Genomic DNA, 23,101 nt, shown 5'->3' with positions numbered 1-23,101 from the left:
GCTGGAACATCGAGCTGGAGTCGCGGACGGCCCCGAACTCTCTCATCGGCGCAATGGAGAAGGTGTATGACGCGCGGCGTTCTTCCCACCGGTTCGACCCACCTGCTGGCCATCGTGGGGCACCCGGTCGATCAAGTACTCGCACCCTCGCTGTGGACGGATCTCTTCCGCAGCAACGGTTTGGACGCCATCTGCCTCGCCTTGCACGTCCTGCCATCGGGATTGAGGGAGTTTCTCCGTGGGCTACGCGAGGTCGGCAACCTCGACGGACTGATCGTCACGGTGCCCCACAAGGTCGCGGCACTCTCGCTGGTCGACCACGTCACCGACCGCGCCCGACGCATCGGCGCAGTCAACTCGATCCGCAAGGACGACGACGGTGGCTGGTTGGGAGACATGTTGGACGGCAATGGTTTCGTTCGCGCATTCGAGGATGGAATTCGCCCGGTCCGAGGCCAGCGGACGCTGGTCGTGGGCTCCGGAGGAGCCGGCGCGGCGATCGCGTTCGCGCTGGCGGACGGCGGCGCAACCGAGGTCGACGTCGCCGACGTCGACTCCTCCCGCGCAGGGGCCCTTGCCGAACGATTGGTCGCCGCCGGTACAGCTTCGCGGGCGGTTCCTCCGGTAGCGCGGGGCTACGATCTGGTCGTCAATGCCAGTCCCGCGGGCATGCGTCCCTCCGACCCACTTCCCATTGACCTGGACGGCGTCACCCGCGAAGTCGCAGTGGCCGACGTCGTGACCAAGCCCGCCGTGACTCGGCTGATCGAAGAGGCATCGGCGCGGGGTTGCCAGGTTCAGCAGGGCCTACGGATGACGATGGGACAAATACCGTTGCAGGCCAGTTTCTTTGGCTACGCTCCCGACGAGTGGACCGTCGGAGTGTCGAACGACGGCGCGGGTCGGCCGTCGTGATGTCGAACGAGCCCGCCCCTCTGATCCACGACAGCATGTACTTCTCCGACCTGAAGATGCACTACGTCCGGGCCGGCAGTGGGGATCCACTCGTACTGCTGCACGGGTGGCCGCAAACCTGGTACGCGTGGCGGAAGGTCATTCCGTTGCTGGCCAACGAGTTCGACGTGATCGCACCGGACCTGCGAGGATTCGGTGACACGTCGAAGCCGGCCGGTGGCTACGACAAGAAGTCGGTGGCCCACGACGTCCGCCGTCTCGTCGAGGCACTCGACCTGTCCTCCGTACACGTGGTCGGACACGACGTCGGTGCGGCCGTGGCGTACGCACATGCCGCCCAATGGCCCGACGACGTCCGGTCCATGACCTTCATCGAAGGCAGCCTCCCGGCCTTCGGTCAGGAGGAACTCATGGACGTAGCCAACGGCGGCAGTTGGCATTTCGGGTTCAACATGGCAGGCGACATCTCCGAGGAATTGGTCCGCGGGCGTGAGCGTCTTCTGATCGACTACTGGATGCGCCGCACCACCGTTGGCGTCGTCGATCCGACGTCGATCGAGGCGGACGCCCTCGACCAGTACGAGCATTCGTTGGCGCAGCCCGGTGGGCTTCGGGGTTCCTTCGCCCACTATCGGGCCCTCCCGCAGGACAGAACCGACAATGTGAAGCTCGGTCAAACCAAGCTGTCGATGCCCGTGTTGGCGGTCGAGGGTGAGCGAGGGCAAGCCGGTCACAGCATCGCCACCATGAAGAAGGTTGCCTCGAACGTCAGCGACGCGGTCGTGCCGCGGGCGGGCCACTACCCAGCCGAGGAGAACCCCGCCGAACTCGCGGCGATCCTGCGAAGGTTCCTCCACGGCGTGTGAGGGCACCGGCCGAGCTCGTACCCGGAGTCGGCGTCAGGTCGCGTGCGTGAAGCTGCGGTCCCCGGTCACCCAGCCCGCCGCCGCGAGCGTTCCGAGCGTGGAGCACATGATCTCCTCGGCCACCACTGGCAACGGAAGTAGTTCCAGCGCATCGGAGATGGGCTCGATCGACACCGGGGGCAGGGTTTCGGCCACCTTGGCGACGCCGCGGAGAAAGCCGACGATGTCCAGCGTGCCTCGACCCGGATAGGTACGGAGGTGACGGGCCTCCCGGGCGAGCGGCACACCCGGACGAACCGCAACGTCGGACAGTTGCACACCGGCCACCCAATCCATTTGGCGCGCCGTCAGTTCCGAGGGGTCACCACCGGACCGGAAGAAGTGCACGACGTCGAGAACCACCTTCGCATTCGGGGTGCCGGTGCGTTCGGCCAGATCCACTGCCTGCGACAAGGTTTGGACTCGGCTGTACGGCATGAACTCGAAGGCGACCGGTACGTCGCCGAGACTGCCGCAGACCGCTGCGAACTGGTCCAAGATGCGCGGTAGCTCCCCCTCGAAGGCTGCCACGTGCACCCGATCGGGCCGAAGCGCATCGCAGAGATCCTCGACCAGGGCGTTGGCGTGACGGACCGGACCGTCGTCGCCGAGCCGGATGAGTTCGAGTTCGGCCACGCGCAGGCCTGCCTCCGCGACGCGGGTGCCGATCTCGTCGAGGCCGATGCCGCGCTCGAGCGCCGAGATGCACTGACCGACGGTGAGACCGATGCCGGTGAATCCGCTCGCCGCCGCGGCGGCGAGGATCTCCGGGAACGGGCGATCCCGGAAGCAAATGGCGCCCATCGCCAGGTGAGCGGTCTGTCGTGCGGGGCTGTCGTCCATGACGGAAACGGTAGAGCGCCGGTGCGGGCAAGTCGACGAACGACTGCTATCCAGTGGCACTTCGGAGGGTAGTTTTGACGAGACGGGATGTGCGAGGTGAGCGATGTCGGGGAACGTGGGGACGCCGGGCGCCAGCGTGTCGAGCCGGCTGCTCTCGGTGCTCGCTTGTTTCGACGTCGCCACCCCCGAGTTGACGATGACCGAGATCGCGGCCAAGGCGGATCTGCCGCTGAGCACCACTCGTCGCCTCCTTCTCGAGTTGACGGAATGGGGTGGGCTGGAACGACTCGTCGACAATCGCTACCGCGTCGGCGTCCGCTTGTGGACGATCGGCTCCCTGGCTCCGCAGCAGCGTGGACTCAGGGAGGCGGCGCTGCCCCTGATGCACGATCTCTACACCGCCACCGCGGAGAACGTTCAACTCGTGGTTCTCGATGGCCATGAAGCCTTGTGCATCGAGAAGATCGCGGCCGTCGCCGCCGTGGCCAACCGCACCGCAGTCGGGGGACGGCTGCCGCTACATGCGACGGCAGTTGGCAAGTGTCTCTTGGCGAATTCACCTCGCGAGCTGTACGTCGAAGTGGCCAACCGCGGTTTGACGCGGCAGACGAAGTACACGATCACCGAGCCGGGTCGGCTTGCCAACACTCTCCGGGAGGTGCGCCGCACCGGAGTGGCCTACTCGCAGGAGGAGATGACGCTCGGGGTGGTCTCCGCGGCGGCGCCGATCATCGCCAACGGCGGCGTCCTGATGGGCGCACTCGGGATCGTCGCCCACTCGACGAAGCAGCTGAAGCGCCTCGGGCCAGCCGTACAGACTGCGGCGCTGAGTATTTCGCGGATGTGCGTCCCGGATTGAACCGAGGTGGTCACGCCGGGCTCGGCTCCAGCAGGCGAAGGGTCGCCTCACGCAGAATCCGAGCCGCCTCGTCGAACGGCAGCCGCGCCAAGTCGAGGTTGGGTGTCTCGATCGACAGGGGGATGTCGGAGGGGAGCGTGGCGATCAGACGGTGGAGGTCGAGGTCGCCCTCGCCCGGGATCAGCCGCGCCGATCGTGCCTCGTGGCGCAATGCATCGACCGTCGTTGGAGACGCGAGCGGGCCGTCGCAGATCTGCGCATAGGGCAACTTCGCCTCGGCAATGCCGGCAAGTACGTCCCACTCCGCTCCGGCGCGAAAGAACTGCAGGAAGTCGACGAGGATCCGCAGGTTGTCGCGGTCGACGGCGGCCGTCACGTCAACGACGTCGGCGAGGCTGGTGATGGCCGAGTAGGTGATGAACTCGACGGGCATCAGCAGCCCACGGTCCGCCGCCGCATCCGCCAGGCGACCAAGGGTGTCGACGAGGCGGGGGCGGTGAAAGTCGTAGCCCACCGTCAACACGTACTGCGACCCCAGGTCGGCAGCGGCATCCAGGGCAGGCGCCAGTGTCGCGACGTCGGTGTTCTCCCGGATCCACACCGCCTCGACGTCGAGGAGTCGTACGCCACTGTCGACGAGGTAGTCGGCGAAACGTCGTCGCATCGCGTGATCGTTGACCAGATCGAAGACCGACTGATCCGGGTCGGGCGCGACGATCCGGACGCCGCACATGTCGAATCCACCCGCCGCGGCCGCGTCGACCAGCTCGAACGGGGTCGCATTCAGCATCGTCAGATGATGAAGCGAAAGTGGTCCTGCCGCAGTATGTTCCCGCATGGGTCAGGCAACACCTCTCGTGTGACGGCGAATGGGCTCCGTGAAACGCGAACCTCCTCGGTCGACTGTAGAAGCCGTTGACGTGGATGACTCCAAACATTCGCCACTGAGCGGCAGCGGTGGTAGTTGCCACCAAGCGGCAGCGGGATAGTTGCCACTGAGCGGCAGTGGTAGCGGTTGCCACTGAGTGGCAGCGGTTACTGGTCGCGAGCCCGCCTCCGCTCCAAGCTTCATCACACATGAAGTGGTGCGAGCCACCCTGGCACGCGCGTTGGACGGAGGTCACTGTGCGGAACGTGGGCGACGACAAGACTGCCATCCGCGAGTTGGTGGAGAACTGGGCGGTATGGCGCGACTCCGGGGACTGGGAGCGCTTCGCCACCGTGTGGCATCCCACGGACGGGTGGATGAGCGCGACGTGGTTTCAAGGTCCCGCAACCGACTTCATCGAGACCAGTCGCCAGGGCTTCGAGTCGGGGGTGTCGATCCTGCACTTCCTCGGTGGCCATTCGGCCGACGTCGACGAGGACCGTGCCATCGCGCAGACGAAGATGACCATCAGTCAACGCGCCACCGTCGACGGCGTCGCCGTCGACGTCACCTGCACGGGACGGTTCTACGACTTCCTCGCCTTCGACGGAAACTGGACCATCGTCCGCCGCCAGCCGATCTACGAGAAGGACCGACTCGACGTCATCGATCCGTCTGACCGGCTGACCCTCGATCCGACGTTGCTCGGCGAATTTCCCAGCGGCTACCGGTATCTCGGCTACGTGCAGACCAAGGCGGGCTTCACCGTCAAGAACGGCCTTCCCGGTTTGACCGGCCCTGCCGTACAACGCCTATACGACGAAGGCGCGAAGTGGTTGGCGGGCGCCGATACCCCGGGCGATCCGCTATGACCAAGGTGCACAGCGCTTCCAGTGGCTTCAGTGCTCCCGGTGCTCCCGGTGCTTACGGTGGATTCACCGAGCTGAATTCCGCACCGATCGTCGTGGACAGCCTTCGAGACACCCCCGACGAGCGGCTGAAGACGGTACTGTCCAGTCTCGTCGAGTATCTGCACGGTTTCGTGAAGGACGTCGAACCCACTTACGCCGAGTGGCAACGGGCGATCGACTTCCTCACGGCGGTGGGCCACCAATGTGACGACACCCGACAGGAATTCGTTCTCCTGAGCGACGTGCTCGGCGTCTCCATGCTCGTCGACGCGGTCAACAACCGACGATCGGCCACGGCCACCGAGACCACCGTGCTGGGTCCCTTCCACATGGTCGAGTCGCCGCCGCGTCGACTCGGCTCCGACATCTCCCTCGATCACAACGGTCTGCCCTGCGTCTTCGCCGGCCAGGTCCTCTCGGCGGATGGAACGCCGCTGCCCGGCGCGCAGGTCGACGTCTGGCAGGCGAACGGAGCCGGGTACTACGACGTCCAACAACCCGACGTCCAACCCGAGCGCAACCTGCGCGGCCTGTTCACCGCCGACGACGACGGGCGGTTCTGGTTGCGCACCGTGGTGCCCCGCTACTACCCGATCCCCGACGACGGACCGGTGGGTGCCCTGCTCGCGGCGACGAAACGGCACCCCAATCGCCCCGCACACATCCACGTCATCGCCACGGCAGCCGACCACGCCCCACTCACGACACACGTATTCGTCGAAGGCAGCCCGTACCTCGACTCGGACACGGTGTTCGGCGTCAAGGAGTCGCTGATCCGACCCGTGACCGTCGTCGACGACGCCGCCCTTGCCGCACACTACGAGGCGCCGAACCCGTTCCGCCTGCTGCAGTTCGACGTCGTCCTCGATCGTCATGACCGGCAGGCCCGACCATGAGCTACGACTTCGTCCACCAGGGCCTCGGCGGCCGGGTGATCTTCGCGCCTGGTGCCCGTGCCCGGCTGGCAACCGAAACCGACCGCTTGGGCCTGCGTCGACTACTCGTCGTGTGTACCCCCGGAAACGCGGAGCTCGCCGCCGACGTGGCTAGGCCGCTTGGTGCCGCGCTGGTGGACGTCTACGCGCACGCCACCATGCACGTACCCGCGCGGGTCGCGGCCGATGCCGTGAGCCGGGCCGAGGCGCTTCACGCCGACGGATGCATTGCGATCGGCGGGGGTTCGGCGATCGGGTTGGGCAAGGCCGTCGCCAAGGACACGGGCATTCCGCTCATCGCCGTCCCGACCACCTACGCCGGCTCGGAGATGACTCCCATCTGGGGCATCACCGACGGTGGCCGCAAGCGCACCGGCCGTGACGTCACGGTCCTTCCCGCGACGGTCATCTACGACCCGGAGCTCACGCTCAGCCTGCCGACGAGCCGATCGGTGACCAGTGCCATCAACGCGTTGGCGCACGCCGCCGAATCGATGTACGCCCCCGACCGCTCACCGATCACCGACCTCATCGCGGCGGAGTCCGCACGCGCGATCGTCGCCGCCCTTCCTCTCGTCGCCACCGCTCCTCGTGACGTCCCCGCACGCACCGAACTGCTGTACGGGTCGTGGCTCGCCGGCATGGCACTCGGTGCGACGACGATGTCGCTGCACCACCAGCTGTGCCACGTCCTCGGCGGCACGTTCAACCTGCCGCACGCCGAAACCCACGCGGCAGTGCTGCCACACGTGCTGCGACTCAACCTCGCTGCCGCACCCGACGCGGAGAAGCAACTGCGGAGCGCGTTCGGCGCCGACGATCCGGCCGCCCACCTGTTTCACCTCACGCAGGATCTGGGCGCACAGATGTCCCTCGCCGCGCTCGGGATGCCACCGGACGGGGTGGCGACCGTGATCGATCAGGCGACGTCGGCCCCGTACGCGAACCCCACCCCGGTCACTGCCGCCGCCTTGCAGATTCTACTGGCTGACGCCACGGCCGGATCGCCGCCGCGGCCGATCCGCCAGCACTCTCATCTGAACTGACCGGCCGCCACCCGGCGGACCGCGTTTCAACTCAACCTGAATCTCGGAGCCGTGATTCAAGCTGTCCAAAGGAGGACATCGTGAACCCAGGAGAACCGGTCGATCTGCAGAGTGTGATCGACCGTCATCGAGTAGGACGTCTGCAACGGCGGGTCCTTGGACTCTGCTTCGGCGTGCTGGTGCTCGACGGGCTCGACGTCGCCCTCGTCGCCTTCATCGCTCCGTCTCTGATCACGGACTGGGGGCTTACCAAGGCACAGCTGGGCCCGATCGTCACCAGCGGTTTGTTCGGTCTGGCCATCGGCTCATTGGTGGCCGGACCGCTGGCGGACCGCTTCGGACGACGCAAGGTCATCATCGGGGCGCTGATCACCTTCGGGGTGATGAGCGCGGCGACAGCGCTGGCCACCGGCGTCCTGTCGTTTTCCATCCTGCGCCTTCTGACGGGTCTCGGGCTCGGCGCCGCGATGCCGAATGCGGCGACGTTGGTCAGCGAGTTCGCGCCCACGCGGCGGCGAAGCGCGATGATGGCGATCACCTACTGCGGCATGACGTTCGGCAGCGCAGTGGCCGGTTACTTGACCAGCGTGATGGTGCAGATCGCCAGCTGGCACTGGGCTCTGGTGGTGGGTGGCGTCCTGCCGCTCGCGTACGCCGCCGTGGTGACCGTCGCACTGCCGGAGTCGCCGAAGTTCCTCGCGCGCAACGACAATCGTCAACGCGAGCTGAACTCGTTGATGACCTCCATGGTGCCCGAGCACTTTCCTGCCGAGACCCGGTTCTGCCTCGACGAACCCAGCGCCGGCACCAAGCTCACCGTGGCCGCGTTGATGGTCCGGCGATTCCGCATCGGCACGGTGACGATCTGGGTCGGGTTCGTGGCGGCCTTCTTCATCGTGTACTTGATGAACAGCTGGCTGCCGATCCTCATGACCGACGTCGGGTTCTCCCTGGCTGCTGCGGCAACCATTGGCCTGCTGCTTCAGCTGGGCGGTACCGTCGGCAACATCGCCATCGGCTGGTTGATGGACCGCTTCGGCTTGCACCGGGTGGTGGCCACCGGGATGGGTTGCGCGGCAATCATGCTCGTACTGATCGCAATCGCGCCGCAGGAAGTGGTCGTCATCGGCTGCCTCGTCTTCGTGCTCGGGATGTTCACCAACTCGGTGGCCACCGGATTCCCGATCCTGTCGGCATCGTTCTATCCCACCGCAATCCGCGCCACCGGGACGAGTTGGGCCACCGGCGTGGCCCGGTTCGGCGCCATCGCGGGCGCAGGGGCGGGCACGGCACTCGTCGCACTCGGGATGAACTACCGCCAGGTGTTCCTGGCCCTGTTGATCCCCGCAGCGGTGTCGATCGCCGCGGTCGTCGTCAAGGCGATGCGGGCGCCGAGCGCGGAACGCGCATCCGAGCCCCACCCCGACGCGGTCGCACCGAAGGCCTCGTAGCCAAACGCGATGTCTGCCAGCAGGCCCGGGGCCGTCAGCCGAGCCGCCGAGTGCGCCACCGCGACAGATCCGCGTCCAGCACAGCAGGATCGCGTTCGGGAAACACCTCTCCGGTCATCTCCAGGCGCCGGATGCGGTCGAGTTGAAATCCGCGGATGCCTTCACGCAGCCGACACCAGCCCACGAACAACCATGCATCACCCCCGCGCAGCAGACCCATCGCCTCCACATCGCGGGTGGTCTGGGTCTCGCCGTGCTCGGAGATGTAGGTCAACCGCATTACCCGGCGCGCGGCGATCGCCTCGGGAATCAGCGAGGTCGCCGCCTCGGACGGCGACGGGGAGTCGATGACGAACATCGACGCCAACGCCTCATCGACCGGCGCAAGCTGATCCTCGCGGCTGATCGCGAGGACCTTCGCTCGCGCCCGACGCGCCGCCGCACCATACGGTGAGGTCTCCAGCAGACCAAGCCCAGCGAGCACCGCGAGCGATTCCGGCACCGTGAGATTCAGCGGTGGCAGGGAGTGTTCCCGAAGGATCGAATACCCGCCCGACACCCCGTGGTCGGCATAGATCGGGACCCCCGCGAGCTGCAACGACTGGACGTCCCGCTCGATCGTGCGCTTCGACACCGCGAACTCCTCCGAGAGCCGAGCGGCCGACAACGGCCGGCGTGCTGCCCGCAGCACATCGACCAGGGCGTACAACCGCTCGGCTCTCTTCATGGACTTGAGTGTCCCCCGCTCTCAGGTGAGGTGCGCGCGGGTCCCGGTCGTCGACCACACCTCCCGAATCAGCCCATCGTCGGTGAAGTCGAAGACGTCGATCCCGCCCGCAGCAAGCTCCCCGTCCTGCACGTTCCACAGCATCCGCCCGTGCGCGCCGTCCACGGCCCGCGAGATCTCGGTGAACACCACATCCGGATGCAGCTCGCGATACCGAGCCAGGAATCGGGTGAAACTGTCCGCGCCCAGCACGTCGTCGCCCGGGTTCGACCCGTCCGCCTCGGAAATCAGGAAGTGAATCCGGAAGTCCTCACTGCAGATCCGACGCGCGATCTCACCGTTGGTGTTCCACATCTCCAACCACACTGCGAGTGCCGCGTCCGCAGCAGCCGAGTCCGTCTCCATCACGTTCGCGTTTTCGTTCATGACATCAGCCTCGGACACGGTCGCGACAACGGTATGTCGGTGTTCGTGTGCCACATCGAGGGCACCGCGCAGCGCTGGGAGAGTTCCCCGCCGACGGGCGCGTTGCCGGGGGTCGGCGACCGGCGCCGCCAGGACGGACTGCTGCTGAGTGGCAGTAGGTCAGACGGCGGTCAGCCCACCGTCGACCAGGATCTCGACCCCGGTGACATACGTCGATTCGTCGCTGGCGAGGAACAGCACCACGTCCGCGACCTCCTGAACCTCGCCGGGCCGCTTCATGGGGACACCGTCTATCTGCTTGGCGCGCCACACCGGGTCCGCCGATCCGCGGGACGTCTGCATCGGCGGCAGCATGCCCGGGGCGACCGCGTTGACCCGAATCCCGTCGGCGGCGTAATGAACTGCGCCTGTCACGGTCATCGACTTGACGGCGGCCTTGGACGCCCCGTAGCCGAGGTGGATTCCGTACTGGCCGATGTTCGCGGAGATCGACGACATGTTGACGATCGATCCGCGACCCGCGGCCTTCATGGCCGCGGCGCCGTGCTTGATACCCAGGAACACGCTGCGGGCGTTGACGGCCATCAGCTGGTCGTAGAAGTCGGTGCTGGCGAGATCCGGATTGAACGTGCCGCTGATGCCCGCGTTGTTGACCAGTACGTCGAGGCGGCCGTGGTGTGCCAGGACGTCGTCGACGGCGAAGCGCCAGGAACCTTCATCCGTGACGTCGAGATGCAGGTAGCGCGCCGTGCCGCCGGCCTCGTTGATCTCTTCGGCGGCGCGGCAACCGGATTCGTCGTCGATGTCTGCGAGGATCACGACCGCCCCTTCCCGACTGAACGTGCGAGCGGTGGCGCGGCCCATGCCATTCGCCGCACCGCTGATCAACGCTGTCTTACCGGCCAACCGCATGATCGGACTCCCTTTCCTGATTGCCCTACGGTAGGGCCGGTGGGCCACGAGTCACGTACATCGACCTCCACTCAGTGGCAACATGGCGTTGCGCAGCGTGCACGGTCGACCGCAACCTGGGACTAGGGGCCACCAATGCGAGGGAAGATGCCTGCTGAGACCATGCAATTCATCCGGCTCGACGAGGTCGAGCTCGCCTATCAAATCGCGGGCGACGGGCCCGAACTCGTCGTGCTGGTGCACGGCTGGCCTCAAACGAGCGCCTGCTGGCGGCACGTCATGGGGCCACTGAGCGAACGACACACGGTCGTCGCACCCGACCTGCGCGGCTACGGGGCGTCCGGGCTCGCCGACACCGGCTACGACAAACGTGCGACCGCATCGGATCTGTCCGCTCTCATCGCCCATCTCGGTCACGAATCGGCAATCGTCATCGGCCACGATCGTGGCGCCAGGGTCGCGCACCGTTGGGCGTTGGACCGACCGTCCGAGGTATCGGCGCTGGTGCTTCTCGACATCCTGCCGACCAGGGTCGTCATGGAATCCTTCGACCGTGACTCGGCAAGTGCGATGTGGCACTGGTTCTTTCATCGCAACACCGCGCTGGCCACCGAGCTGATCTCCGGCAACGTGGAGACCTACCTACGCCACTTCTTCGCCGCAGTACTCGACAGCGGCGCCGTCGACGAACAGACGTTCGCCACCTACGTGGAGGCCTACAGCGAGCCTGCCCACCTGCGGGCCTCGATGGAGGACTACGGCAGCGGTTTCACCGTCGACCTGGAGCGCGATCAGCGCGATCATGCCAGGGGCCTTCGCCTCTCCGCCCCGCTTCTGGTGCTGTGGGGGGCCGACGGTGGCCTCGCGAAGGATGACGTCGTGCGGATCTGGGGTGAACACCACGACGACCCAACCATGGTCACGGGGCATGCGGTGCCGGGCGGGCACTACGTCCCCGAAGAGGCACCCGCGGAGTCCCTACGCGCCGTCGCCTCGTTCCTGAGTGGCACGGCTGCGTCCGGCGCGAGCACTAGGTCGCGTCAGTGACGATGGCTTCAGTGACGATCGCTTCAGAGACGATGGCTTCAGTGACGATGGCTTCAGTTGGCTTCAGTGACGAAGTGATGCCTCGCCTGTGGCACTTGCCGACTCGGCATCCCGCGGCGAACGCCGCGGCAGCGACAAGGTGAAGGTGCTCCCCGCGCCGGGCCCGTCGCTGTCGGCCTTGATGGTACCGCCGTGGCCCTCGACGAGTGCCTTCGCAATCGCCAGCCCGATGCCTGCGCCGCCATGCCCACGGTCACGAGCCCCATCGACGCGGTAGAAGCGGTCGAACAACCTGGTCAGATGTTCGGGAGGGATGCCGTCCCCGGTGTCCGACACTGCGACGATCACGTCCTCGTCGGTGGCACGCGCGCTGATGACGACGGAGCCACCGGCAGGTGTGTGCCGGAGCGCGTTCTCGAGCAGGTTGGTCAGTACCTGCCCGAGACGTACCGGATCTGCCCACAGCACAGGAAGATTGGACGGCAGTGCCCAGTCCAGCGTCACGTCCTTGGCCCGGTATCGGGGTTCCAGCGCGGTCGTGGCAGCGGCCACCAGCTGCCGGATCGCGACCCAGCGTGCATCGATGGTTCCCGTGCGGTGCTCGGCATCGGACAATGCGTTGACGTCGACGCTGAATCGCGTCAGTCGGTGGGATTGATCGCGCAGCACGCCGATGGCCTCGGCGTCAAGCGTCTTCACTCCGTCCTCCAGCGCCTCCAAGTACGCCTCGAGGACGGCGACCGGGGTTCTGATCTCGTGTGCAAGGTCGGCGAGCATCTGGCGGCGACTGTGCTCGACCTGCCCGAGCCGTTCCGCCATCCTGTTGAACGCCGTGGCGATCTCATCGAACTCCCTGCCCAAACCCGTTGAGGACACCCGGAAGTCGTAATGCCCGTCGGCGATGACGGTGGTGGCATGGGCAAGCTCGGTGGCCGAGTGGTACACCCGCCTGCTGAGGTACCAGCTCAACAGCAGCGCGGCGACGACGGAGACCAGCAGGGCGGTGCCGACCGACGCGGCGGTGGCCTTCTCGAAGGCACGTTGATAGGGATGGTCTCCCCCGCTGCCCGGACGCACCGCCGCGTCCATGAGTCGCCGGAACATGGGCGGACCGACGAGCGCGGCGACGAGCGTTGCCGTCGCGAAGCTCGCCACGATCACCACCGAGTTGACGGCGAGCAGCCGTGTTCTGATGCCGTAGCGAGACATGTTGTCCTCAGCGGTCTTTCGCGCCACCATCATCCCCTGCCCATCCGGTACCCCACGCCTCGGACGGTGGTGACATACCGCGGTTGGGCCGGATCGTCGCCGAGTTTGCGGCGCAGGTGGCCGACGTGCACGTCGACGATGTTGTCGCTGCCAACCCAGGTGTCGCCCCACACGATTTCGATCAGCTGCCGCCTCCCGAGCACCTTGCCCGGTCGTGCCGTGAGGGCATCGAGAAGGTCGAATTCAGTTCGTGTCAGCATGATCTCGGAGTCGTCGATGCGCACCTCCCGGCTGTCGACGTCGATGCACAACGCGCCGATCCTCCGGGTTTGGCCGCGCTCGTCGCGCGCGGCCTCGTGCCGCGGCGTACGGCGCGGTCGGCGCAACATCGCTTGGATCCTGGCGACCAGCTCACGGGGGCTGAACGGCTTGGTGATGTAGTCGTCCGCCCCGACGCTGAGACCCACGACGGTGTCCACCTCCGTGTCCCGGGCGGTGAGCATGATCACGTAGGCGTCGGAGAAAATTCGCAGCCTGCGGCAGACTTCGAAGCCGTCGATGCCGGGCAGGCCCACATCGAGAACGACCACGTCGGGATCGACGCTGCTCGCGAGCACCAGCGCCTGAGGACCGTCGTAGGCGGCGTGCACCTCGAAGCCCTCGCGCTTGAGATAACTGCCAACGACCTCGGTCAGTGGGACCTCGTCGTCGACCACCAGGGCCCGAAGACTCGGCGCGCTGGTCAGGTCTTTCATGCCTCCATGATGCACGGCCCAGATCCGTGTGCCCGGATCGTTAACGAATCTTCAGAAAGCCACCAATCAATCATCGTCCTGGACCGCGAGGGTTGGGACATCCCAGCAGCGACTGGGCCACGACGAGGAGAACCGTCATGAAGATCACCGCCGCGAAGCGCGTCGCCGCGGGACTGGCCACGGCGTTGGCAGGTGCCGCGATCGCTCTCGCGCCGACGGCCGGCGCCGACACCAATCCGCTGGTGCCGTTCGGCCCCAATCCGCAGGTGAAGATGTCTGTCGGGCTGCAGACGTCGAACCATGATGAGATCGACACCACGGCCGGTCAAATTGACCTGCCCTTCTGAGCCCACCTGCCGAACCGTCGACGAACGGAGCCACATGTCCAACCCGCAAATCAACCGGCGAGACGCCCTCGTGGGCCTGGCCGCCGTCACTGGCGTCGTGGCGGTCGGTGCGGGTGGCTTGGCCGAAGCGTCGGGTTGGTTTGGTGCACCGAAGCTGACGTCGTCGCGGTTCACCGACGGATTCGAGCAGGTTTACGGACGGCACAACGGCTTTCGCCGCAATCACGCCAAGGGACTCGCCGCAACCGGGAGCTTCACCCCCAGCGGAGCTGGAGTCGAGGTGTCGAAGGCGTCGGTCTTCGACGGCAGCACCGTCCCGGTGACCGCGCGCTTCTCGCTGTCCGGCGGCGTACCCGACGCTGCTGACAAACCGGCCACCGTCCGCGGATTGGGACTCCTGTTCGAGCTGCCCGACGGCCAGCAGTGGCGGACCGCGATGGTCAATCTGCCGGTCTTTCCCGACAACACGCCCGAGGGCTTCTACCAACGCATCCTGGCGTCCAAGCCGGACCCTGCGACGGGACAACCCGATCCGGCGGCCATGTCCGCCTTCCTCGCTCGTCATCCGGAAACCGCGGCGGCGATGAAGGTCATCAAGGGCTCGCCGCCAAGTCCCGGCTTCGCCGACAGCACCTTCCGCAGCATCAACGCCTTCATCGCGACGAACCAGGGCGGAACCTCGGTACCCATCCGCTGGGCCGCCGTTCCCGTCGATCCGTTGGGCGCCGCCGCTGGGCCGGGCGGCGACGACGCGTTGTTCGACGCCCTCATCGAGCGGGTGGATCGCGGCCCGGTGAGTTGGCGCTTGGTGCTGACGGTCGCGGGGCCGGGTGACCCCACTGACGACGCCACGCTCGCGTGGCCTCCCGAACGCCGCACGATCGAGGCGGGAACGCTGACCATCGACCGCGTGCTCACCGAGGCCGCGGGCAACGCGCGCGACGTCAACTTCGATCCGCTGGTGCTACCTGTCGGGCTCGCCCCGTCGGACGACCCGCTGCCGCGGGCCCGATCGGCGGTCTACGCCAGGTCGTTCGAGCGCCGCTCCCGAGAACCCAAGTCCCCCAGCGAAGTCAATGTCGAGCGGGTGAACCGTGACCAGTGAGGCCCCCACGACGACGCCCAAGTTCACCCTGGTGTCGCGGCTGCTGCACTGGTCGATGGCGGCGATGGTGATCGGTCAATTCTTCCTCGGTGTCGCGATGATCGCCGCACTGAGCTACTACCCGCTGCTTCTGGCGATTCACCGGGTGTTGGGCATCGCCATCCTGATCTTCGCGGTCGTGCGGCTGGTGAACCGGCTGAGGCATCACCCGCCTGCGTTCCTGGCGACGATGAGCCCACTCGAACGGAAGGTGTCCACGTGGTCGGAGCGCCTGATGTACGCGTTGCTGGTGGCGCAGCCCCTGGTCGGCTGGGCGATGCTGTCGGCAGCGGACTCACCAGTCACGCTGGTCGGCCCCGTTCACCTGCCCGGCATCGCACCGCACGGTATCGCGCTGTACGCCGTGCTGCGCACCGCGCACACCGTGCTGGCCTATCTGCTGTTCGCGACGTTCACCGCGCACATCTGCGCCGTGGTCTTTCACACCGTCGGGCTGCGCGACGGGCTGCTGAGGCGGATGACCATCTGGCCGAAGCGGGTTGGCCGGTGAGGTCAGGTAGCCGACTACGCATGTCCGGCGCAGGCGAACGCGCGAACCTAGGGGTATGGCATCTCCACGTCGCCTGGCTGCGACATTCGTCACCGCGCTCGCCGCGCTGTGCGCAGGCGGAGGTATTGCAGTCGCGGAGCCTGAGCCGACCACCCCTGCAACGCCATCGGTCCGTACCGGTCCGACCATCCTCAGGGGGCTCGACAACGAGACGGTGTCGCTGACCCTCACCCCGGAGGAGGGCCCACCCGGCACGGAGGTGTCGATGAGGGCGACGGGCTACTGGGCCTGCCTGCAGACCGAGGGCACCTCTTCCACGGAGTCATCGGTGTCTCCCTGGGCGTTGCGGCTGACCTGGGCTGGCAATCCAATAGCGGCCTCGCAGAACACGTTACAGGGACTCGATGTCGTCGCGTCCTACGTCGTACCCGACGACGCGACCGGCGATCAGGTCGTGGAGGCTTCGTGCGAGGGCTTCCAGCCAAGTACCGCGACCTTCTCCGTGGAGCAAACGGTGTCACCGACTCTGGAAGTCAACCCCACGACGGCCGACCGCGGATCGCGAATAGAGGCCACTGGAGCGGACTTCAACTGCGAGTCCGGTGCAGTGGAGCTGTCCTGGGAGGGTGGCGGTCCGCCGATCGACGAGGCGCCGTCACCGTCGTTCACCGCGTCGATCGCGATTCCCGACGACATGTCGCCCGGCCCGCACGTCCTGGTGGCACAGTGCCAGGGCGACACGGCGGCACCCCTCCGCCAGCCCATCGAGGTGACAGAGCCTGCCGTCACCAGTTCTCCGGTCGTGTCGTCACCGATCGTCACCACCCCGCCCGTCACCACCTCTCCCGCCGTCGGCCCTCCCTCCACGTCCAGTGTCCAACCGACCGGCGGCAACCCCGTCCCGACCACCGAGGTCATCACCACTCGCCGGCCCGAACCGGTGCGCGTCGATCTCACGGGTTGGTTACTCGTACTCGTTCTTCTCGTCATAGCGGGTCTGATCGCGCGTCACGCGTACCGCCGCCGTGACTCGCATCCGGAACCGGCCGCTGACCTTCGTGTCGTCGCACACGCTGACGGATCGGGCCGCGTCACCGTCGACGAGGTGCCAGGGTACGGCGAGACGACGCACGCCATTCGGCTCGAAACCCGTTATGACCCCGGCATTCCACTCATTCAGGAGGTGCTCGATGACCACACCCACGCTCAGTGAGGCGGCAACCGTACGGGAGCTACTCTTCGGCGCTGCCGGTGGCGACCCAGTCGACCAGCTCGAGACATCGCTACGGCAATCCGGTGCGCTGCGGAATCTGCCCGGCATGCCCGACGTGCTCCAGCGCGAGGTCGCGAAGGCGACGAATGAACTGCTCTCCACGGGTCTGGTGGATGCGGTCGCCGCAGGGTGGAAGCGCTATGAGGCGCTACGGGCTGCGGCGCGCCGCACCCTTGCCCTCCCGACGTCGAAGGAGACCGTGGTGCTGGCGACCCATCGAATCGACTTCAGCCAGCATCCGACGATCGAGTTGTACGTCGACGGCAGATCGGTTGCCGACATCGCGTTGGCCATCGGCGTCACCTTCGACGTCGAGGGCGTCGCCGCTGTCGTGCGACAGGGCCGCCTGGTCGCGATCGAGTCCGGAACCTGCACCGTCACAGGTGATCTGACCATTCACGGGGTATCGGCCGCCCATCGGGAGCGTTGCCTCGATCTGCCAGGGGCGGTCAGCTTGCGCCGCGGAATTGCACTGCTTTCGGCCGACGACAGCGCCGCAACGGTGAGTCGGCCGGTCGGCGGCGCCGCGGAGCCACCCGGCGCCGACTGGTATCCCGACCCCACCCGGCGCTACCAGTACCGCTGGTGGAACGGGACACGATGGACGTCCAGGGTCGCGACGAACCGCCGCGAGACATCCGATCCGGTTGCGAGTGAACGTCTTCCGCGCCCGATCCGGCAGCGCGCCGACGCGGCGTCGCGATGAACCCGGCGTCGCCATGAACGCGGCGCCGGGTGGTCGGTGGTCGGCACATCGCTGACGTCCACTGCCCGTAGGTGATCGTTGTCGAGGGAACTCACGAGGTCCCGGTCCGTCAGCTTCAGCGAGCTGACGTCCGGCGAGATAGGAACGGACGTAATGTCGTTGATCGTTGACGTGCGCTGGTAGGCCCGCCGGCATTCTGGGCCGCGTATGCGGCGATCAACGTGATCGCGCCCGCGACGATCACCATCACCGATACGGGCCAGTAGTCACCGCCGTTAGCTGAGACCAGGTAGGTGGCAAGGATCGGGGCGGGCGCGCCGGCAAGTAGCGATCCCATCTGGTAGCCGACGGACACGCCGGTATAGCGAATGTCAGCGTCGAAGAGCTCTGCGAACCAGGCCGATAGCGGCGCGAACACCATTGAGTGAGCGCCGGCGAGCGCAAGGACACAGGCGAGGATCACTGCATATGGATTGCCGGTGCCGACGAGCCAGAAGAAGGGGAACGCCATCAACAGCATCAGGACGGTACCGATGACGACGACGCGACGGCGCCCGATGCGGTCTGATAGCGCGCCGAAGTACGGCATCGTGAACAGTTCGGTGGCTGAGGCCACCAGTACGCCGGTGAGTGCCACGCCGTAGGGAAGGCCCAGCTGCTTGGTCATGTACGCCAGGCCGAAGGTGGCGAAGACGTAGTAGAGGACGTTGTCGGCGAAGCGGATCCCTGCGATCACCGCGATGTCCTTCGGGTGCTTCCGTAGGACCTCGAGAAGAGGACTCTTGACCTGAGCCTTGGCCACCATGATCTGCTTGAAGGCGGGCGGCTCGCTGATCTTTGCTCGAATGTAGAGGCCGATGATGACCAGGATCGAGCTGGCGAGGAAGGGGACGCGCCAGCCCCAGCTGATGAAGGCGTCTTGGGGTAGGAGATTCGCGAGAGCGAACGCGGCGGACGCGAGAAGGAGGCCCGCGGGAATTCCCATCTGGGGCCAACTTCCGTAGAAGCCGCGGCGCGCGGGTGGTGCATGCTCAACCGCGAGTAGTGCTGCGCCGCCCCACTCTCCACCGACGCCCAGACCTTGGAGCAGGCGGAGAGCGACCAGTGCGATGGGGGCCCAAGCGCCGATCGCACCATACGTCGGAAGGAGTCCAACGGCAGTGGTCGCGACTCCCATCAGCAGGAGTGTTGCCACTAGGGTCTTCTTGCGCCCGATCCGGTCACCCAGGTGCCCGGCAATGATCCCGCCCAGGGGACGTGCGAAGAATCCGACACCGAAGGTGGCGAAGGCCAGCAAGGTGCCCGACAAGGGGTCCGCACCGGGGAAGAAGAGCCCGCCGAAGATCAGCGCCGCCGCGGTTCCGAACAGAAAGAAGTCGTAGTACTCGATCGCCGACCCGATGAAGCTTGCGGTGGCGATTCTCGCCATGCCCGAGCGGGTATCCGCGCGGACCTCGTTGCCTGTCGTCATTGCCGATGATTCCTTTCTCGGATCCGCATCCACACCGCACCCGTGGGTAGCGGAGCTTCGGAGATGTTTCAGACTCAGCGAAGAACCGCTAAGCTCTGTTTCAAATGTGGAAACTGACGTCCACATATGATGATTGACCCACACGTACAGTGTGATGTCAAGCACGAATCACGCCCGGCCCGTCCGGGGACAAGAGCAGGAGGACCCGTGGCACGCTCGGCAGCGGTTTCGAACGGCAGTCACGCAGACAGCACGCAGACGGACGGCACACGCGCCGTTTACGCGGCGTTTCAGATCCTGGACCAGATCACCGCGGCGCCCGAGCCGCCGCGGATGACCGACATCGTCGACGCCGTCGGGCTCCCCAAGTCGAGCGTGTTCCGCTTGTTGCGAGCACTCGAGGCGACCAACGCCGTCCGTCGCGGCGAACGGGACAAGCGCTACCGACTGGGGTCGAAGTTCGACGACTACGCGAAGGTCTCGCAGACACCTCTGCTGATCAGTCGGTTCCACTCCGAGGCGGCACCCCTCCTGCGCCCGCTCAACGAGACCGCGCAGTTGGGCGTGTTGACCGGGCGGGAGGTCACCTTTGTGGCGTGCATCGATTCCACCCAGCCGGTACGTCTGGTCAGCTACGTGGGACGGACGCTGCCTGCCCACGCCAGTGCGACCGGCAAGGCGATGCTCGCCTTCGCCGGGGACCAGGCCCTGCAAACAGTCATCGATGGCGGACTGCCTCGACTGACCGCGAACACGATCACGGATCCGGACGCACTCAGGGACCAGCTGGAGGAGATCCGCCGGCGGGGCTATGCCACCGAGGCGGAGGAATCGACGTCCAATCTGTCCTGCCTGGCCGCGCCGGTGTGGGGCGGTGGCAACGAGGTCGTCGCTGCCATCACGGTGTGCATTCCGCGATCCACGCTTCCCGCTGATCGCCTACCCGAGATCCGCGATGCGGTCATCGAGGCTGCGCGGCGTCTGTCCACCGCTCGCTGACGAACGTCCACGCGGCAGCAACCCCCGCCACGGCCGCACCAGCTCTCCCGGGCCCAGTCCGCCGTTAGGTCAATATTTGACACATCGCAGGTCCTAATGTGAAACTCGTCTTATTCATATATGGACCTTCTGTTCCTTATTTGGAGTAGAGCGATCTGAGTGGGAGAGCCATGAGCACAGCAATTTCGGTGGACGGATCAGCGACGGTGGCAGGCATCCGTGTCATGACGGGTCTGCACATTGGCGGTCGGTGGCGAGACAGTGAAGACACCTCGCGGTTCGACGTCGACGACCCGTCCTCCGGCGAATCCATCGCCGCCATTGCGGACGCCACCATCAGCGATGCGCTCGCGGCGCTCGACAGTGCGCACAGCGCGCAGGCCACGTGGGGGCGGACCTCGGCACGTCACCGCGCGGAGATCCTGCGGAGTGCGTTCGACGCCGTCACCCGCCGTCGCGAGGAGTTCGCGGCGGTCATTACCGCCGAGATGGGCCGGCCATACGCCCAGTCGCTGGGCGAAGTCGATTACGGCGCGGAGTTCCTGCGCTGGTTCGCCGAGCAGGCCGCGCACGTCAACGGTGAGTTCGCCCCGTCGCCGAAGGGGGACTTCACCATCGCAACGACGCGTGTCCCCGTCGGTCCGAGCTTGCTCATCACTCCGTGGAACTTCCCACTTGCCATGGGAACACGCAAGATTGGTGCCGCGCTGGCCGCGGGTTGCACCACCATCGTCAAGCCCGCGCCGCAGACCCCGCTGACGATGGCGCTCCTGATCGACACGCTCGCCGAGGCAGGTGTCCCCGACGGCGTCGTCAACTTCATCCCCACGACCCGCGCGGCAGAGCAGTCCGAAGCCCTGATGCGTGACGCTCGGCTACGGAAGGTGAGCTTCACCGGGTCCACACCTGTGGGGTCCCGACTTCTGGAACAAGCTGCAAAGAACGTCATGCGCGCGTCGATGGAACTCGGCGGAAACGGCCCCTTCCTGGTCCTCGAGCACGCCGATGTCCCGTCCGCCGTCGACGGCGCGATGATCGCGAAGTTCCGCAACGGCGGACAGTCATGCGTGGCGGCCAACCGATTCATCGTGCACGAGGCCGTGGCCGAGGAGTTCATCGAAACGCTCGTCCAGCGGACCAGGGCGCTCGTGGTCGCCGACGGGATGGATCCCACCGCCGACATCGGGCCGCTGATCGACGACCGCCAACGGCAGCGTGTCCAGCGCCTCGTCGAAGACGCAGTCGCAGCGGGTGCCCAACTCCGCGCCGGAGGGCGTGCGGTGCCCGGGGCCGGTTACTTCTACGAACCGACGGTTCTCACCGGAGTTCCTGGGACGGCAGCGATCATGCGCGAAGAGATCTTCGGCCCGGTAGCGACGGTCTCGATCGTCGCGTCCGACGACGACGCCATCGACCTGGCCAACGACACGCCGTTTGGCCTGGCCGCCTACGTCTACACCCGGGACCTAGCCCGCGCCATGGACGCAACCTCTCGCATCGAGGCAGGCATGGTCGGTGTCAACCGTGGCCTGGTGTCGGAGGCGGGCGCCCCGTTCGGGGGCATGAAGGCCTCCGGGCTCGGGCGCGAAGGCGGCCACGTCGGCATCGACGAATACCTCGAAATCAAATACCTCGCCATCGACGGCAACATCCTGACCTGATCGCCCAGTTGACAATTCACGCAGAACCTACGAGGAAGTGGCGCAGGAATGAAGGGTATGACGACGGTGCTGACGGCGCCGGAAGTTGTCGAGCAGCGCGAGTACGACCTCCCCGAACCCGGCCCCGGTGAGATGTTGTTGGGGATGATCCGGGCCAACGTCTGCGGCACCGAGGTGCACGTTGTCGCAGGTCACCATCCACTCATCGGACCCGGCTGCGTACTCGGACACGAAGGCGTTGGTCGCGTCGAACGGCTCGGTGTAGACGTCACGACCGATTCGGCCGGTAGCCCACTGCATGAAGGGGACCGCGTCGTCGTCACCTACTTCCAGGCGTGCCGTCGCTGCCCGGAGTGCGACAAGGGCAGGGAAAGCCTCTGTCGCAACGCATATGTCGGCTGGTCGTCGAACGCTGACAAGGCACCACACTTCCACGGCACGTTCGGCACCCATTACAGCGTGGGCGCCCATCAAAGCGTCTACAAAGTGCCGCAAGGGATTTCAAGCAAGGCCGCCTCGTCGGCGAATTGTGCTCTCTCCCAGGCGTATGCAGGGTGTGAAATCGGTGAGATTCGTCGCGGCCAGACGGTCATGGTGCTCGGTGCTGGGGGCCTCGGTGTGTGCGCCTCGGCAGTGGCGAGCCAGATGGGTGCCGAGGTGTTCGTTGCGGAAATGGACCCGAGGCGCCTGGCGAAAGCTCAGTTGTTCGGCGCCCGCCACGCCATCGACCTGTCCACCGCCGACGGCGACGAGGCGCGCATTGCTCTGATCAAGGACGCCACCGGCGGCGGCCCGGACGTCGTGATCGACGTGACCGGGGTACCAACGGCGTTCGCCGAGGCAGGCAGGTCCCTTGCCCCGGGCGGCATCCTGGTGTCGATCGGAAACATCACTCCGGGCCGCACGGCCCCGTTCGACCCGGGATTCTTCACACGCTCTGGTGCACAGATCCGGGCATCCATGCGTTACCCGGCCCGGGTCCTGGGTAAGGCGGTGAGCTTCATCGAATCAACGCCGCAGTTCCCGTGGGAAGATCTCGTCGACGCTGACTTCGGTCTCAACGACGTCCAAGAGGCCTTGCAGGCAGCGCGGGACCGCGCCGTGACCCGTGCGGGGCTGATCATCGAGCAGCAGTGACGGATGGCACGGCCTGATCTCCGTCAGCGCACTCGAGACGGGC

24 protein-coding genes are annotated in these 23,101 nt (G+C 66.4%); 16 read left to right on the top strand and 8 right to left on the bottom strand.

The features are described 5' to 3' along the window. Positions 1–66: 66 nt before the first annotated feature. Both ABW137_RS33995 and ABW137_RS33990 read left to right on the top strand, forming a co-directional pair. Positions 67–915 (top strand): shikimate dehydrogenase family protein, encoded by an 849-nt coding sequence (locus ABW137_RS33995; RefSeq protein ID WP_526407053.1) that lies wholly within the window; start codon positions 67–69, stop codon positions 913–915. Further along, the gene (locus ABW137_RS33990; RefSeq protein ID WP_526407051.1) at positions 870–1,781 is read left to right on the top strand and encodes an alpha/beta fold hydrolase; all 912 of its coding nucleotides are present in this window, start codon (positions 870–872) and stop codon (positions 1,779–1,781) included. Before ABW137_RS33995 ends, ABW137_RS33990 begins: the two co-directional genes overlap by 46 nt. 33 nt (positions 1,782–1,814) lie before the next feature. Here ABW137_RS33990 and ABW137_RS33985 read toward each other — a convergent pair whose 3' ends face one another. Then, a complete protein-coding gene (locus tag ABW137_RS33985; RefSeq protein WP_526407049.1) occupies positions 1,815–2,663 on the bottom strand; it encodes a sugar phosphate isomerase/epimerase family protein in 849 nt (282 codons plus the stop codon). 103 nt (positions 2,664–2,766) lie between these two features. On the opposite strand from ABW137_RS33985, the gene ABW137_RS33980 reads away from it, so the two are divergent. Next, complete coding sequence (locus tag ABW137_RS33980; RefSeq protein WP_526407047.1) at positions 2,767–3,522, top strand: IclR family transcriptional regulator; 756 nt, start codon at positions 2,767–2,769, stop codon at positions 3,520–3,522. A gap of 10 nt (positions 3,523–3,532) precedes the next feature. Here ABW137_RS33980 and ABW137_RS33975 read toward each other — a convergent pair whose 3' ends face one another. After that, positions 3,533–4,312 (bottom strand): sugar phosphate isomerase/epimerase family protein, encoded by a 780-nt coding sequence (locus tag ABW137_RS33975; protein WP_526407045.1) that lies wholly within the window; start codon positions 4,310–4,312, stop codon positions 3,533–3,535. Between the two features lie 344 nt (positions 4,313–4,656). Between ABW137_RS33975 and ABW137_RS33970 the strand changes: the two genes are divergently transcribed. The 4 genes from ABW137_RS33970 to ABW137_RS33955 all read left to right on the top strand — a co-directional run bounded on the left by ABW137_RS33970 (position 4,657) and on the right by ABW137_RS33955 (position 8,733). Beyond that, positions 4,657–5,262, top strand: coding sequence for a nuclear transport factor 2 family protein (locus tag ABW137_RS33970; protein WP_526407043.1), 606 nt, complete (start codon positions 4,657–4,659; stop codon positions 5,260–5,262). Beyond that, complete coding sequence (locus ABW137_RS33965; RefSeq protein ID WP_526407041.1) at positions 5,259–6,197, top strand: dioxygenase family protein; 939 nt, start codon at positions 5,259–5,261, stop codon at positions 6,195–6,197. Before ABW137_RS33970 ends, ABW137_RS33965 begins: the two co-directional genes overlap by 4 nt. Continuing rightward, positions 6,194–7,282 carry a maleylacetate reductase gene (locus tag ABW137_RS33960; RefSeq protein ID WP_526407039.1) on the top strand — a complete coding sequence of 363 codons (1,089 nt, stop codon included), beginning with the start codon at positions 6,194–6,196 and terminating at the stop codon, positions 7,280–7,282. The genes ABW137_RS33965 and ABW137_RS33960 overlap by 4 nt, the downstream gene beginning before the upstream one ends. An 80-nt stretch (positions 7,283–7,362) precedes the next feature. Beyond that, positions 7,363–8,733 carry an MFS transporter gene (locus tag ABW137_RS33955; protein WP_526407037.1) on the top strand — a complete coding sequence of 457 codons (1,371 nt, stop codon included), beginning with the start codon at positions 7,363–7,365 and terminating at the stop codon, positions 8,731–8,733. Positions 8,734–8,767: 34 nt separating this feature from the next. Here ABW137_RS33955 and ABW137_RS33950 read toward each other — a convergent pair whose 3' ends face one another. The 3 genes from ABW137_RS33950 to ABW137_RS33940 all read right to left on the bottom strand — a co-directional run bounded on the left by ABW137_RS33950 (position 8,768) and on the right by ABW137_RS33940 (position 10,798). Then, positions 8,768–9,460, bottom strand: coding sequence for a helix-turn-helix transcriptional regulator (locus ABW137_RS33950; RefSeq protein WP_526407035.1), 693 nt, complete (start codon positions 9,458–9,460; stop codon positions 8,768–8,770). Positions 9,461–9,481: 21 nt separating this feature from the next. Next, a complete protein-coding gene (locus ABW137_RS33945; RefSeq protein ID WP_526407033.1) occupies positions 9,482–9,886 on the bottom strand; it encodes a nuclear transport factor 2 family protein in 405 nt (134 codons plus the stop codon). A gap of 159 nt (positions 9,887–10,045) precedes the next feature. Beyond that, a complete protein-coding gene (locus ABW137_RS33940) occupies positions 10,046–10,798 on the bottom strand; it encodes an SDR family NAD(P)-dependent oxidoreductase (RefSeq protein ID WP_526407031.1) in 753 nt (250 codons plus the stop codon). A gap of 147 nt (positions 10,799–10,945) precedes the next feature. Here ABW137_RS33940 and ABW137_RS33935 point away from each other — a divergent pair, with 147 nt between their 5' ends. Further along, a complete protein-coding gene (locus tag ABW137_RS33935) occupies positions 10,946–11,845 on the top strand; it encodes an alpha/beta fold hydrolase (protein WP_526407029.1) in 900 nt (299 codons plus the stop codon). A 63-nt stretch (positions 11,846–11,908) separates the two neighbouring features. Here ABW137_RS33935 and ABW137_RS33930 read toward each other — a convergent pair whose 3' ends face one another. Beyond that, complete coding sequence (locus ABW137_RS33930; protein ID WP_526407095.1) at positions 11,909–13,084, bottom strand: sensor histidine kinase; 1,176 nt, start codon at positions 13,082–13,084, stop codon at positions 11,909–11,911. Beyond that, the gene (locus tag ABW137_RS33925; RefSeq protein ID WP_526407027.1) at positions 13,084–13,809 is read right to left on the bottom strand and encodes a response regulator; all 726 of its coding nucleotides are present in this window, start codon (positions 13,807–13,809) and stop codon (positions 13,084–13,086) included. Before ABW137_RS33925 ends, ABW137_RS33930 begins: the two co-directional genes overlap by 1 nt. A 137-nt stretch (positions 13,810–13,946) precedes the next feature. On the opposite strand from ABW137_RS33925, the gene ABW137_RS33920 reads away from it, so the two are divergent. Genes ABW137_RS33920 through ABW137_RS33900 form a run of 5 tightly spaced genes read left to right on the top strand, consistent with a single transcriptional unit; the run spans position 13,947 to position 17,790 of the window. Next, entirely contained in the window at positions 13,947–14,156 is a 210-nt protein-coding gene (locus tag ABW137_RS33920; RefSeq protein WP_526407025.1) for a hypothetical protein, read from the top strand. Positions 14,157–14,190: 34 nt separating this feature from the next. After that, positions 14,191–15,261, top strand: a complete 1,071-nt coding sequence (locus tag ABW137_RS33915) for a catalase family peroxidase (protein WP_526407023.1) — start codon at positions 14,191–14,193, stop codon at positions 15,259–15,261. Beyond that, positions 15,251–15,811, top strand: a complete 561-nt coding sequence (locus tag ABW137_RS33910) for a cytochrome b (protein WP_526407021.1) — start codon at positions 15,251–15,253, stop codon at positions 15,809–15,811. The genes ABW137_RS33915 and ABW137_RS33910 overlap by 11 nt, the downstream gene beginning before the upstream one ends. A 55-nt stretch (positions 15,812–15,866) precedes the next feature. Further along, a complete protein-coding gene (locus tag ABW137_RS33905) occupies positions 15,867–17,024 on the top strand; it encodes a hypothetical protein (protein ID WP_526407019.1) in 1,158 nt (385 codons plus the stop codon). Then, positions 17,002–17,790, top strand: a complete 789-nt coding sequence (locus ABW137_RS33900; RefSeq protein ID WP_526407017.1) for a DUF2510 domain-containing protein — start codon at positions 17,002–17,004, stop codon at positions 17,788–17,790. The genes ABW137_RS33905 and ABW137_RS33900 overlap by 23 nt, the downstream gene beginning before the upstream one ends. 115 nt (positions 17,791–17,905) lie before the next feature. Here the strand turns inward: ABW137_RS33900 and ABW137_RS33895 are convergent, their stop codons facing one another. Next, positions 17,906–19,261, bottom strand: a complete 1,356-nt coding sequence (locus ABW137_RS33895) for an MFS transporter (protein ID WP_526407015.1) — start codon at positions 19,259–19,261, stop codon at positions 17,906–17,908. A 207-nt stretch (positions 19,262–19,468) separates the two neighbouring features. On the opposite strand from ABW137_RS33895, the gene ABW137_RS33890 reads away from it, so the two are divergent. From ABW137_RS33890 to ABW137_RS33880, 3 genes are all read left to right on the top strand, one after another. Then, positions 19,469–20,260 carry an IclR family transcriptional regulator gene (locus ABW137_RS33890; RefSeq protein ID WP_526407013.1) on the top strand — a complete coding sequence of 264 codons (792 nt, stop codon included), beginning with the start codon at positions 19,469–19,471 and terminating at the stop codon, positions 20,258–20,260. A gap of 170 nt (positions 20,261–20,430) precedes the next feature. After that, positions 20,431–21,921 (top strand): NAD-dependent succinate-semialdehyde dehydrogenase, encoded by a 1,491-nt coding sequence (locus ABW137_RS33885; protein ID WP_526407012.1) that lies wholly within the window; start codon positions 20,431–20,433, stop codon positions 21,919–21,921. Between the two features lie 57 nt (positions 21,922–21,978). After that, positions 21,979–23,058 (top strand): zinc-binding dehydrogenase, encoded by a 1,080-nt coding sequence (locus ABW137_RS33880; protein ID WP_526407010.1) that lies wholly within the window; start codon positions 21,979–21,981, stop codon positions 23,056–23,058. Positions 23,059–23,101 lie beyond the last annotated feature (43 nt).

The organism is Mycobacterium sp. (assembly GCF_040509115.1).
GTDB lineage: Bacteria > Actinomycetota > Actinomycetes > Mycobacteriales > Mycobacteriaceae > Mycobacterium.
The sequence above is the reverse complement of the archived record's forward strand: the minus strand, read 5'-3'. Positions and strand labels throughout refer to the sequence as shown.